The sequence below is a fragment of the Streptomyces sp. NPDC055254 genome (assembly GCF_053606025.1).
Genome location: NZ_JBSGQV010000009.1, coordinates 115,069 through 127,783 on the forward strand (window position 1 = coordinate 115,069; position 12,715 = coordinate 127,783).

Genomic DNA, 12,715 nt, shown 5'->3' on the forward strand with positions numbered 1-12,715 from the left:
ACTGCTCAATCGGCTTGTCGGAGCGAGACAGCGAGCTCGTGGAGGTACACCGCGACGGGGCCGCTGGTGAGCAGACCGCTGGCGGCTCCGGCGAGCTCCGTCCCGGCGGGCGAGAGCGCGGTGTGAGCGCGCTCCATCGTGGCCCGGTCCGACACGGCCAGCGCCGCTCGCGCCACCAGGGACCACAGCGCCTCGGACAGCAGGCCCTGGGGAGGATCCGGGAGTTTGCGCAGAACCGCCGTGGCCTCGTCCCGTCGGCCTTGGGCGATCAGGAGCAGGGGAGCCACCCATGGCTCGTGCGGCCCCCAGTCGGCCTGTGCGTCGATCCGGGCGTACTGCGCTTCCCGCGGGTACGGCCCGTGTCGCATCCGCAAGCACAGCAGGGCCAGTGGCAGAAGCCCGTGTTCCAGACCGGGCATGCCGACGCCGTCGAGCCGGGCCGCTGCCTCCCGATAGGCAGCTTCCGCCTCGGGCGCCGGGCCGGTCGCGGCGCCTCGCAGCGCCCGGTACCACTGGGTGAACACTCCCGCCAATGGCAGCTCGTTCCGCTCGGCCAGGCGGTCCACCGCGGTCGCGTGCCGATCCGCTCCGGGGAAGTCGGCCACGGCGCTGCGTGCCTGGAGGCGTATGAGGTGCCCGAGCACCTCGTACGTGACCATCCCGTGCCTCGCGGACAAGGTGATCAGTTCCGCGCCGATCCGGTCGCGGCGCGCAGACAGGCCCGCCCGGTGGAAGGTCTGCATGAAGACGCCGTTGAGCGCGAACGCCAGGAGAGCGGGGTCGTTCAGGTGACGGGCGATCTGCTCGGCCTGCCGGGCCGCCTGCAGCCCGCGAGCCGAAGCGCTCGCGCGTGACTCCAGGGCGATCGTGGCCAGCAACCGGGCACGTGCCGCGTCCTGTCCGCCGGGTCGAAGGGTCTTCAAGGTGCGCTCAGCCGCCGCCACGACACCCGCCGCATGCCGGGGGTCGTCGACCCGTGTCCAGACGGCCGGAACGTCGTAGGCGCCGATCACGCGTGCGGTCAGATCCGAGTCCCCCAGCTCTTCGGCCGCCGCGATGACGGCCGCGCGGTGCCGACGGGCCACCTCAAGGCCGCCGCCACCCGTCACGGCGAGATCGCGCAGCAGGCCGACGGTCGACTCCAGCCGTGCCCGCGCGCCGGACGCCAGCGTGCGGTCGTAGGCGGCCGATGCCTCCGCCCATACGGTGTCCGCCGAAGGGGTCGGCCCGGGAACCGGGTCGAGGTGGCGCTCCTGGGCGAGGATGTCCGCCTCCAGGCGGCGCAGTACCGGGCCGGGATCCACGCCCAGTTGCTCGACCAGCAACCTTCGTGCCCGGCGCAGCACCGCGAGCGCGTCGCCCTGGCGGCCCGTGCGGTACAGCGCGAGTGCCAGGAGTCGCCAGGCGTCTTCGCGCCAGGGGTGCTCGGCCACGTGCGCGTCCAGATCCGCGATGGCCTCCGCGGCGCGACCGAGGGACAGGCGGACATCCGCCCGGCGCTCCAGGGCGTGCAGCCTCAGCTCGCCGAGGCGGGAACGCTCGGTGCGGGCCCATGCCTCTTCGGGGAAATCCGCGAGGGCGGGGCCCCGCCAGGAGCCCAGAGCCTCCGTGAGCCGGTCGAGCGCCTGCTGCGGCGGCAGTGTGCGGGCGGCGTCGACCGCCTGCTCGAAACGCCAGCCGTCCACGGAGCCGCGCGCGGCGCGCAGCGCGTAGCCAGGACCATCGGTGACCAGGAGGCGAGCCGGCGTACGGGGCCGACGCTGCGGCTCCAGGACTCGCCGCAGCGCGGAGACGAACGTACGCACAGCACCGACCGCGTCCGCGGGAGGCACTTCCCACAGATCCGTCACCAGGCGGGTGACGGGGACGACCCGGCCCCGGGCGACGATCAGCCGGGCCAGTACGGCGCGGTGCCGCGGGCCCTTCAGGGCGATCGGGCCCCCTTCGTCGTCCCAGGCCGTCACCGGACCGAGTATCCCGAACGTGACGTTCACACCTGACTGCCTTTCCCGCTCGCCTCCGGTGCCACGTTATAGGTCGCTCATCGGATGCTCATCCGCGGCCTCCAGGGTGGAGACACCAGCCCGTCCACGGAAAGAAGCGACTCATGGCCGCTCCCACCAGCACGTTCGACTACCAGCGGATCGAGGTCGCCGACGGGGTGTCCCTGAGCGCCGCCGTCGTCGGCTCCGGTACCCCGATCGTGCTGCTGCACGGTTTCCCGCAGACCCATCTGATGTGGCGGCACGTGGCCTCCGATCTCGCGCGCGACCACACCGTGATCTGCCCCGATCTGCGGGGCTACGGCGACAGTGACAAGCCCGTCGAGACCGACGGCACCGTCTACGCCAAGCGCACCATGGCAGCCGACGTAGTGGCCCTGGCCGGCGCCCTCGGCCATGACCGATTCGCGTTGGCCGGCCATGACCGCGGAGCCCTGGTGGCCTTCCGCGCCGGACTCGACCACCCGGACAAGATCACTCACCTCGCCTGTCTGGACGTGCTGCCCACCCTGGACATGTGGGAGGTGCTGCACGGTGTCAGCGCGGCGGTCGGCTTCCACCTCTACCTGATGGCCCAGCCGCCCGGCCTGCCCGAGCAGATGATCGCGGCGAGCCCGGACGCCTTCTTCGGCCACTTCCTCGACATCTGGACCAACGACCCGCAGGCGATCCCCGCCGACGTCCGCGCCTCATACCTGGATGCCTGCCGGGGCGCGGTGCCCTCGATCGTCGCCGACTACCGCGCTTCCGCGGGTATCGACATCGAGCACGACAGGGCGGACCGTGCGGCCGGAAGCCGGCTGACGATGCCGGTCGCCGTCCTCCAGCAGGACTGGGGCGCCTTCCTCGGCTTCGACGCGGCTGCCCTGTGGGGCTCCTGGGCGTCCGACCTGGAGCACCGGACGGTCACCTCCGGTCACTTCATGGCCGAGGAGAAGCCCTCTGAGATCGCCGGGGCGATACGGACGCTCCTCAGCCGCTGAACGACCGGCTTCGCCGCGCACCAGCCCCGATGACCTTCGGCTCGGTCCCTCTTCCGGGCCGGCGGGCCGGCGGGCCGGCGGGCGGTCGGGGAGTCGGCGCCGAATCCGGTTCCGGGCCTTGAACCGATCCGCGCAGCGCCCGTTGTCCATGAACGGAGGCAGGCACGCGAATCCTTGCCGCCCAGGTAGACCAAACACGAGCACAGGAGAGTTCATGACTGATGTGCAGGTCGAGCGGACGGGGCCTCAGCCGCCCCGACGCGCGAGGCGGTGGGCGATTCTCGGCGCGACGGCAGCCGTGATCGCGGGAGCGACGATCGCCGTTCCCGCTCTCGCGGATTCCAAGCCCGACAGCGAGAAGGGGGAGACGCTGCGGACCACGGCCCAGAAGGTGGGGGTCACGAGGAGCTACACGAACGCCCAGTCCGGCCTTTCGCTCACCGCGGGAGGAGTGGGCCCCAGTGGCAAGGGCGAGGTCTTCGCGAGGATCCCGGGCGTGAACGAGAACGTCCAGTCGTGGAACTTCCTCCGCGACAAGATCATTTCCAGGGGGGCCAGTTCAGGTGACAACCTGCGCTGCCTGGAGAGCGACAACAGCGGGAATGTCTTCATCGCGACGTGCGTCACCGGAAAGGATGCGCAGAAGTGGGCGCACAAGCTCGCCGTGAAGGCCCCCGGTCCTTTCCGTGACCAGGTGCGGATTCAGAACTTCAAGACCAAGAAGTGCCTGACCATCGGCAGTGCCACCGGCCGCGGGACGGCCGAGGTCGCGGCCAAGGACTGCAAGGAAGAGGCGACGTCGCAGCGCTGGGTTGTGGGGTCGTTCACGAACGAGTAGCCGGCAGCCGAAGGGGTCTGGCAGCCGTTCGGCTGTCAGACCCCGCTGGATGTCGGGCCGGTGCCGGCTCCCTCGGACAGGTCTCCACTCCGATGGGTCCGCCGGAGGCGTCCTGAACGCGACGTCGTATTTCCGCCAGCGTGGGTGTCTCGCTCACGACAGAGTCGACGACGGCTCGTGTTGCTGATCGCGGGCTCGTCCGTCCGACACTCCACGAAAGGCACACGGATGCACGTCGTCCCCGGGCTCAAAGTCATGTACTTCGGAACTCCGGTGGTGCTGATCAGCTCACTCAACGAGGACGGTACGGCCAACCTCGCGCCGATGTCCTCGGCCTGGTGGCTGGGCCAGTCCTGCATGCTCGGTCTCGGCAACGACGCCCGGACCACCGCGAACCTCCTGCGGGAGGGCGAGTGCGTGCTCAACCTGCCCTCGTCGGCGATGGTCGACGCCGTCGACCGGCTCGCGCTCACGACCGGGAAGCCGGTCGTGCCGGACTACAAGGTGAAGCAGGGCTACCGGTACGAGCCGGACAAGTTCTCGGCGGCGCAGCTGACGGAGCAGGCATCGGACGTGGTCCGTGCCCCGCGGGTCGCGCAATGCCCGGTCCAGTTGGAGTGCAAGGTGGTCTCGGCCCACTCCTTCGGCGGTCCCACGCCGGACGCCACCGCCTTCGAGGTCGAGGTTCTGCGCGCTCATGTCGAGGAGGGGCTGATCATCCCGGGGACGCACTACGTGGACCCGCTCGGCTGGGACCCGTTGATCATGAAGTTCTGCGAGTTCTTCGGCGGTGGGCACAATGTCCACCCGTCAAGGCTCGCCGAGGGCTGGAACATGCCGCACCAGCTCCCGTCGCCGGCGGCTGTGTGAACAGGTGGCCGGGCGCCCCCAACCCCCGGATTTTCGAACCGGCCGCCGTCCAAGGCCTCGTGCGTCACAGACCGGTCACAGCACCCACACAGCGGTTCCACTACGGCGAACATGGCGCGATGCGCACACACCACACCGCCGCCCTGCTCGCGGCAGTCGCCGCCCTCGCCCTCACCGCCTGCACCCCGCAGAGCGCCCCCGCTCCGGACAAGCCCGCCGGGGGCCCGAGCGCGGCACCCACCACCCCGCCCGCGCCCGTGAGCAGCAAGCCGGCCACGAAGGCCGCACACCTCCCCGACCTCGTGGGCAAAGGCCTCCAAGCGGCTCAGGACGAGGCGCAGGCCGCGGGCTTCCTCACCCTGAAGTCCCACGACGCGCTCGGCCGCGAACGGCTCCAGGCCTTCGATCGGAACTGGAAGGTGTGCTCGCAGACGCCCGCCCCCGGCGCGAGCATCGACACCGGCACCGCCGTCGACTTCGGCGCGGTCAAGCTCGAAGAGACCTGCCCCGCGGCTGAGGCGCCGGCGCCGAAGCCCGCCGGGACCACCATGCCGAACTTCGTCGGCCAGGGCATGAAGGCCGTCCGTGGCGCCCTGCCCGCCAACGCGAGCATCACCGTGAAGGACGCGGTGCAGAGCCGCATGGTCCTCCAGGAATCGAACTGGAAGGTGTGCGCCCAGGACCCGAAGGCCGGAGCGGCGCTCATCGGGCAGCCGGTTGCCTTCACTGTCGCCAAGACGGAAGAGACCTGCCCCTAGTCTTTTTGACCGAGTCCGGACGGACGCCGCGCCCACCGCCCGCTGGCCAGGCTCGCGCAGAGGTCTTGTGCCGTCCGATCAGGGCCCGGGCCGCCGGATCGGGTTGGGGGCTGGATCTGTCTGCGGGGCCGGCGGCGGATGTTGTCGGCCCGTAGTCCCGCACTGTCCAGGGTGACGTCGAAGAAGACCTCCTCACCCTGGCGCAGGCCGTCCCCACCGTGACAGGCCGAAGCTTCTGCCTGGACGTCAGGTGCAGCACCCTCCTGGCTGATGAGGCCGATGCCCCGCTCGGGGTCGAACCACTTCACGACACCGCAGGGCGCCATGTTTCCCCCTTCCCGCTCCGTCGGGTACGGAAGCCGACACTGTCCGCCTGACGGTCCACCGGTGGGAAGGGCGTGAGCAGGGGCGTGCAGCAGTGGACCCCCGCGTGACTGCAGCGGATCGGCGCGTACCGCGTACAACGCGCCGTAGCGGCGTGTCCCACCGCTGCCGGGGTTGGGCGCAGGACGGTGAGGAACGAACGCAGGGATCAGCGACGCTTGCCATCGTGCCGCAGGGGCCGTCCGGTACTCCGGACGGCCCCTGCGGATGGCGTCCCGCGCGTCCGCGGGAACGGGGCAGCGCTTCCCCCCCCGGAGCGGACTGCTGGGTGACCACGCTCCGACATCGGACGGCGCCGGCGAAGCCGGATCAGGCCCCGGCCGGCTTCGTGAACCGTCCGCCCCTGGAACTGCGAGGTGCACCGCCGGGCATGTCACCGTTGGTGCTGCAGGGCACGGGCGCCTGCGGCGACGACCTCCGCGAGCCGGTTGGCGAAGGCCGCGTTGCATCCGCCGAGTCGCACGAAGCCGTGGCCTGCCACCGGCCCGTCGTTGCTCAGGGAGGGAAGGGTCATGCCTGCGAGCGCGAGCGCCGCCTTCAGGTTCGTGACGGCATCTTCGCCGGCCAGGTAGGCGGCGTCCTGGCACCGCTTGTACCGCATTCGGTCGGCGTGGGTCATCTCGTACGCCATGTTGCTGGCCTCTCGTGTTGAACGTAGACGTGGGTGTGGGTCGCGCGCGTCGGAACGCGCGGGGCATGCGGTTCGGCGAGCGGCAGGTCCGCACGCCGCAGGAGCACATGCCCTCCGTACCGGGCAAGGCGTGACGGCCGTCGGCGTGCTCAGGTGTGCCGCGGCGACCGGACGCCGGGTGTGCGGGGCTGCCCGTCCGGACCGCATCGCGGTGGCCGGGGCCGGGCTCGACTCGCGCCAGGGCAAGGGTGGGCAAGCCGTCGGGTTGAGTCTGCGCACGGGCCGTGACTATCGGTTTCGATCTTCGTTTCAAAGGTGCAGGCGAGCGCCCCTTTGACGTGTGGGAAGGACCGGATTGGCCAGGGAGTCAGTGGCTGCTACCGCCTCTGCTCTCCGTGGTGGCCGCCCGAGAGAGGTCCCCTCTTCCGTCGTGGTCCGACAGCGCCGTCTCGGCGGGGACGCTCGGCTGCGATTCCCGCTCCCCCGCTCGGGCGCCGGGCCGTTTCCGGCGATCGCACGACGGTCGATCGGCCGGACCGCGCCCACGGTGCGCACCGGCCCCCGGCCCTCCTGCGGGAGCTCACCGGCCACGAGTGGCGCCGGCGCACCCGTACGACCGTTATGCGGCTTACCCGAACCGGTGGCCGTGGGACGGGGAGTGGACAGCTCTGGTGTCTGCCGCTGGGTAGCCGGGAGGGATCCTGTCCTGGTTGTGTCTGGCGGCAGCCGTCTGTCTGAGCTGGGCGGGCGCGGAGGCTGCCGGGTTTCCGTGGCGTGGAGCGGATTGGCGCGGAGGTCGCGTGAGGGTGATCTGCCGAACCAGCTGTTGGAAGCAGGCCAGCGCCGCGACGGCGGGAAGGGCCGACGCTGCCCCGGCGGCCACGGTTCTGGGTGCCTGGGCTACGCACAGGAGTGTGGCCAGGGTGGAGAACAACAGGACGATGGCCCAGGAATGGAGCGCCCGGCGCCGGTGCAGGGCGGATCTGAGGATGGACAGCGAGGCGACCATCCAGGGGCCGTAGATCAGCAGGGGCCACCAACTGACCACTTCCCGGGCCGTGTGGGGTGCGGCGCTGTGGCGCAGGGCGTCGCAGATGGCCAGGCCGCTGAGGATGCTCACCACGGCGGCGATGGCGGCGACCAGCACGGCGGTGAACAGACTGCCCGTTTGCAGCAGGGTCGCAACCGGCGACTTCGATTGGTTTCGGCGGTGTCTGCTGGAGGCCGGTGCGGGCGGACGTGCGGTAGGGGTCTGCTTGAGCCCTGCGACGAACCCGCTGGCGCTTGCCGTGGTGCCGAGCCCGTCGAAGGCGACTCGGGTGAAGGGGTCCGGTTGCTCGGGTGGGGTGTTCTCCTGGAGGAGGATGGCGAGTTCCTCCGTCGGATCCCACACCCGATGCGTCTCACCGGGGCCGGCGAGCGGTTGTTCCGGGGAGGGGTGCGGCACGTGCTCGGACCAGTCCCAGAAGGCGGAGGGCTCCGGCTGGTCGTGGTAGCCCTGGATGCCCGGGTATCCGTACGGCTCATACACGGTAACTGCCACCGGAGCACTCGCCGAGGGCCGTTGCGGATGCCGCCATCGTGCCCGATCGCCTGCCGAACTCGATCTGGATCATGTTCATCGTATGGAGGAAGTCCTCAAAGATCGAGGCGGAGTAACGAAGATCGATTTCTTCCAGATCTTCGTGTCCCAGCGTTGCGTTCCGGGTCTCGCCACAGTCGGTGGAGGGCGGAGTGAACATCCACTTCCCGATCCGCGTGGCCCGGGACTGAGGGTCTCCCCGTCCGTCTTCCTCCGCGGTCGTGCGGAGGGAGACGGCGAGCTTTGCTGATGTCATATTCCCTAAACGCTCTCGATGTTGGTCTGGGTGTGTGCCATCCGGGTGATAGTGGTCGACGAATATGTGTTGACGCTCCCCTTTCGGTTTTCCGAACCAACCAGAAGGGCAGCACCCGCACTCCTTTTCGCACCGCCCCGCGACCCGGAAGGGCGGCGATGAACTGCGACAAGACGCGCGTCGCCCGCTCCTGCCGCAGGGCGTCATCCCTGGCCAGCTCAGCGTTGAGCCCCATTCACCGGCTCCGCTGACTCTGCCTTCCACGGAGCAGAGGACGGCCCCGTCGCCGCGGAGGCGCGCCGACCCACCCCTCCTCGGGCCGCCGCAGCTGCTGACTGATCATCGGTAAATAGAACGAGATGCCGACGCCGGGCAGATTGCTGCGCATTGCTGCAATCGGCGGAGAGGGCGCAACTCCGCATATGCCTCTGCGTTATGCCGAGGGTCCCCAGGGCCCCGCGCTCGGCGCAGGCCCCTCGAACCTCAGCCTTTGAAAGGATCAGCTGTGGGAGGCATCCTCCTGTGGATCGTGCTGATTTGTGCCGCACTGGGCACAAGTTGCACCGCACTGACGTCATCCGGGACCGGCCGGCTCTGGCGCGTGGACGCCCTTGAACTGAGGCGCCAGCAACGTTTCAGGCAGGTTCTGTCCCTCCATGTAGACGCCGTCCGGCTCTCTGGTCCGGCAGTCGCGGCGCCGCCATGGCTGGGGGAGAAGCCGGTCGGCATCCCCCCTCGTCCAGGTGCGGAGCCGCTCCGAGTCGCACATGAGCCGTGTTGGCCACCCTGCACGCCGGACCGTTAGGGCGGAGCGCCCACACCGGTGCGCCATCCCTTTCCGCACCCCAGCGCGTCGCTGGGTCAACGCTCTCGTCGAGCACATCAGGTCGAAAGAGCGCTGATATCGCTGAAAAACCCCGGCAATTAATTCGTACCTTGCCACGCGCATGGAAACCCCGGCAATTCGGACACTGGTGAAGCTGCGCAAAAGTCCTGGCAATCTACGCATGGCCCGATTCCGGCTGCTGAATGAGGCATGCTGACGTCGGTGGCCTCTCCTATTCCTGGTGGATACACGGAACTCTGCGCCGGACGTTGAAAGGAGGTTGAGACATACCTGAATCGAAAGAATTATCATCCGTATATTGTTGTAGAAATCCACCTCGGCAACCGACATGGATCGCCCCCTCCCCGGGGCGCGCGGCAGCAGGCCCCGCTCCCCGCGGGCGTACCGCGGGGTTTCCCGTCCGACAGAACGACCGGAGCCCCAGGCAGCCGGGCACGGTGCGCGAGAAGGGATGCGTGAGGATGTCCCCCAGGAGTGACCCGACCGCTCGCGGCCCGTGGTCGGCGGCAACACGAGCGGCATGCAGGGTGCGGGCGGCGTTGATGCGGGTCACCCGACGCATGGCTGACGCAGGCTTCGCGGACGGAACAGGCCCGCCCCGCCCCATCACGAGCCCGATACCGGCGATGCGGGATGAATACAGGGCGGGCTTCTCCCTGTCCCTGCCTCCTCCCGTGGGCATTTCGAGCGACCACCGCGAATGCTCATGGTGCCGGTCTCTCGGCGATACCGAGCCCCGCGGGCGGTCCGGGCCCGGTGACTACGGGGGAGCCTGAGGCGGTGTTCGCGCACCTCTGCCGTCCGCGTACGCAGGTGGACCCCCGCGGGCCGGTACGGCTGCCGGTCCCCGCTCGGGTGGCGCAACCGGCGGGCGGCCGAGCGTGCGACCGTTCTCGCGCCCGCCGCACCGCCGGGCAGCGCCGGGCACCGCCGGGCCCCCGGACACGTGCCGGGGTGTGGCACACGGTCGTTTTCTCTGGTGACGGGGTGTGCGGACGTGTACCGTCTGGGTCAGCTGTCGTGGTTCGGAAGTTCCCTTGCCCCCGTCTCCGGCGTGGGTGTTTTGCTGTGCTGTGCCGCAGGAACCAGGGCGATCACCTCCGCCTTCCGCACGTTGCGGGAGGCGTCCATCGACTGGAAGGCATGAGACATGGCTACGGGAACTGTGAAGTGGTTCAACGCGGAGAAGGGCTTCGGCTTCATCGCCCAGGACGGCGGCGGCCCGGACGTCTTCGCCCACTACTCGGCGATCAACTCCTCGGGCTTCCGTGAGCTCCAGGAAGGCCAGGCCGTGACGTTCGACGTCACCCAGGGCCAGAAGGGCCCCCAGGCCGAGAACATCAACCTGGCCTGACCCGCCCCGCCCCGCCGTCAGGCACCAGGGTCGGCTCGGTTTCCCGGCCGTCCGGTAGCGGGTGAACCGGACAACGGAGGCCGGGCCGGCGCCTCGGCGGGAACGGACACGCACGCCATGAGGGCCGCGCGCCTGCGCGCGGCCCTCATGGCGTGGCGAGGGGCATCTGACTCGGGACAGGATCTCAGCCGCCCGGACCGGGCTGGGCCGGCACGAGGGCGGCTTCCCCGCGGACCGGAGCCCGCGTCTCCCACAGGCGCGACGGCCGGGTCCTTCGAGGCACCAGCCCGCTCAAGGACCGGTAGAAGCGGTCCGGCAGGAACACGGCATCCGCGACGATCATCACGCCGGAGAAGAGCGGCAGTCCCAGCACGACCGCGATCCCCAGGTGCAGGCCCACCAGCATGATCAGTACGGGGTACTTGAGCCTGCCGAACAGGAGGAACGGGAAGGCGACCTGGAGCAGCACCGTCAGGTAGCCGGCGATGGCCATGGCGACCGGGTGCGCGTCCAGCATCAGGGACAGCGCGGGCCACGGCCGGAACAGTTCGAGGCTCAGCACGTAGTGGAGTGCGGTGCCATCGCCCCACGAGCCGCCCTGCACCTTGTACAGCCCCGCGGATCCGTAGAGGAAGCAGACCTGGGCGGCGATGACGAACATGCCGCAGTTGTGCAGCACGTTGACCAAGGTTCGGCGGAACTCGTGGAGCCGGCCCGCGGGCAGGATGCCGTCCGCCGCCGGAACCTTCTTCCTGCGCGCGTCCAGGGACCAGCGTCGGCCGCACGCGGTGAAGACGAGGTACACGGACATGAGCAGGACGAGGTTGTCGCCTCCGTCCGTCATGAAGATCGCCCGGGCGTGGAAGGAGGCGACCACGACCGCGAACAGCACGGACATGGCCCTGGTCCGCCAGCCCAGCATGAAGAGCGCGGACGTGACGAGGGCCGCCGCGCAGCAGACCTCGAAGTACACGCGGCTGTCGGACAGCGTGAGGACGCCGGCCCACCCGGTCTCGTCGAAGAGCTGCTCCGCCAACGCGGGCGTCCACGGTGAGCCCGGACCCCAGATCTCGTCGCGGTGCGGGAACTCGCGCAGGAGGAAGACGAGGTGGAGCAGCCCGTACCCGATGCGCAGGACCGCCGCGGCGTACAGGGAGACCGGTCGCTCCGTCAGCAGGGTGAGGAGCACGCCCATGCGGTCGAGCGCGTACTGGCCCGCTGGGCGGGGGGCCGCGGCCGCGGGTGCCGGTTCAGTCCGTTCCACGGGGTGCCACCTCCCACCAGGGCAGGTGGCGGGTGTCGTTGGGCACGGCCCGGTGCATGTCGGCGGATGCGTTCGGGGGAGGGACGGGGAACGTGGTCACGCGCAGCTGGATGGAGTCGAAAGGGCCGCCACGGTGGGTGGCGACGCGTTCCGCCGCGATGTTGCGCAGGTACGTCCGCATCATCACGGCCCGCTCCGATCGCGGCTCGTCGCCACCGCCGAAGGCTCCGAGGTAGGAACTCCAGGCCCTGCGCAGCGTGTTCTGCGCCGTCTGGCTGGGGAAGGGGTAGTGCTCGACGGCGGATGTGTCCACGGCGCTCAGGTCGAACCAACCGCTCACCTCCACGGTGCCGTCGGGTGCTGTCCGCCCGGTCCTCGCGGAGATCTGCCGGTTGGTCGACTCCGGGTCCGGGGCGAATGGCCGCCAGTTCTGTTCGAACAGGGGATGTACCCACGCGTTGATCGGCCGGCTGTACAGCTGCGAGACCGCGTTCGGTGGCGCCCCGTGCAGGAACACCAGGAGGACATGGACCAGCGCCGTTGCCAGGCACAGGACGACCGCGACCGCGGACCCCGCTCGCAGCGGACCGTGCGTCCCGGGCCCACTGCTCCCGGAGGTGTGCGGCCCGCCGCTTCCGCCTCCGGTGGCCGGCGCGGCCTCGGAGTGCTCCGGTTCCTTCACATCGGCTGACTCGGCAGCACCCAGCACGGCCCCACCCGGCCTTTCCGTCGCGATCGCTCGTGTATGCATTCCGTTCGGCTTCCGCGCGCCGTACGTCCCACTGGTGCAAGGCGGGCCGGCTGCCCCGACAGCCGGCCCGTCCTACGGCCTACGCCGGCCCGCCGTGCGGCCTACGCCGGCCCGCCGTGCGGCCTACGCCGGCCCGCCGTGCGGCCTACGCCGGCCCGCCGTGCGGCCTACGCCGGCCCGCCGTGCGGCCTACG

At 70.2% G+C, this 12,715-nt stretch carries 12 protein-coding genes; 5 read left to right on the forward strand and 7 right to left on the reverse strand.

The features are described from left to right. Positions 1–5: 5 nt before the first annotated feature. Complete coding sequence (locus ACWFQ8_RS12365; protein WP_453786138.1) at positions 6–1,994, reverse strand: BTAD domain-containing putative transcriptional regulator; 1,989 nt, start codon at positions 1,992–1,994, stop codon at positions 6–8. A gap of 113 nt (positions 1,995–2,107) precedes the next feature. Here ACWFQ8_RS12365 and ACWFQ8_RS12370 point away from each other — a divergent pair, with 113 nt between their 5' ends. The 4 genes from ACWFQ8_RS12370 (at position 2,108) to ACWFQ8_RS12385 (ending at position 5,452) form a co-directional block, all read left to right on the forward strand. Continuing rightward, on the forward strand, positions 2,108–2,986 hold the full coding sequence (locus ACWFQ8_RS12370) for an alpha/beta fold hydrolase (protein ID WP_453786139.1): 879 nt from the start codon (positions 2,108–2,110) through the stop codon (positions 2,984–2,986). A 214-nt stretch (positions 2,987–3,200) separates the two neighbouring features. Beyond that, entirely contained in the window at positions 3,201–3,824 is a 624-nt protein-coding gene (locus ACWFQ8_RS12375; RefSeq protein WP_453786140.1) for a ricin-type beta-trefoil lectin domain protein, read from the forward strand. A gap of 228 nt (positions 3,825–4,052) precedes the next feature. Further along, positions 4,053–4,694 (forward strand): flavin reductase family protein, encoded by a 642-nt coding sequence (locus tag ACWFQ8_RS12380; protein ID WP_453786141.1) that lies wholly within the window; start codon positions 4,053–4,055, stop codon positions 4,692–4,694. 119 nt (positions 4,695–4,813) lie between these two features. After that, positions 4,814–5,452 carry a hypothetical protein gene (locus ACWFQ8_RS12385; protein WP_453786142.1) on the forward strand — a complete coding sequence of 213 codons (639 nt, stop codon included), beginning with the start codon at positions 4,814–4,816 and terminating at the stop codon, positions 5,450–5,452. On the opposite strand, the gene ACWFQ8_RS12390 is transcribed toward ACWFQ8_RS12385, so the two are convergent. The 4 genes from ACWFQ8_RS12390 to ACWFQ8_RS12405 form a co-directional block, all read right to left on the reverse strand. Beyond that, on the reverse strand, positions 5,449–6,285 hold the full coding sequence (locus ACWFQ8_RS12390; protein ID WP_453786143.1) for a cold-shock protein: 837 nt from the start codon (positions 6,283–6,285) through the stop codon (positions 5,449–5,451). The genes ACWFQ8_RS12385 and ACWFQ8_RS12390 overlap by 4 nt on opposite strands. After that, complete coding sequence (locus tag ACWFQ8_RS12395) at positions 6,210–6,467, reverse strand: hypothetical protein (protein ID WP_453786144.1); 258 nt, start codon at positions 6,465–6,467, stop codon at positions 6,210–6,212. The genes ACWFQ8_RS12390 and ACWFQ8_RS12395 overlap by 76 nt, the downstream gene beginning before the upstream one ends. A 628-nt stretch (positions 6,468–7,095) precedes the next feature. Further along, entirely contained in the window at positions 7,096–8,010 is a 915-nt protein-coding gene (locus ACWFQ8_RS12400; protein ID WP_453786145.1) for a hypothetical protein, read from the reverse strand. Continuing rightward, positions 7,991–8,209 carry a hypothetical protein gene (locus tag ACWFQ8_RS12405; RefSeq protein WP_453786146.1) on the reverse strand — a complete coding sequence of 73 codons (219 nt, stop codon included), beginning with the start codon at positions 8,207–8,209 and terminating at the stop codon, positions 7,991–7,993. Before ACWFQ8_RS12405 ends, ACWFQ8_RS12400 begins: the two co-directional genes overlap by 20 nt. Before the next feature lie 2,093 nt (positions 8,210–10,302). Here ACWFQ8_RS12405 and ACWFQ8_RS12410 point away from each other — a divergent pair. Next, positions 10,303–10,506: a cold-shock protein gene (locus ACWFQ8_RS12410; protein WP_065965692.1), complete on the forward strand. Its 204-nt coding sequence runs from the start codon at positions 10,303–10,305 to the stop codon at positions 10,504–10,506. Positions 10,507–10,690: 184 nt separating this feature from the next. Here the strand turns inward: ACWFQ8_RS12410 and ACWFQ8_RS12415 are convergent, their stop codons facing one another. Together ACWFQ8_RS12415 and ACWFQ8_RS12420 are read right to left on the reverse strand one after the other, a co-directional pair. Next, positions 10,691–11,701, reverse strand: a complete 1,011-nt coding sequence (locus tag ACWFQ8_RS12415; protein WP_453786215.1) for an HTTM domain-containing protein — start codon at positions 11,699–11,701, stop codon at positions 10,691–10,693. A gap of 55 nt (positions 11,702–11,756) precedes the next feature. Continuing rightward, on the reverse strand, positions 11,757–12,452 hold the full coding sequence (locus ACWFQ8_RS12420) for a DUF5819 family protein (RefSeq protein WP_453786147.1): 696 nt from the start codon (positions 12,450–12,452) through the stop codon (positions 11,757–11,759). Positions 12,453–12,715: the final 263 nt, after the last annotated feature.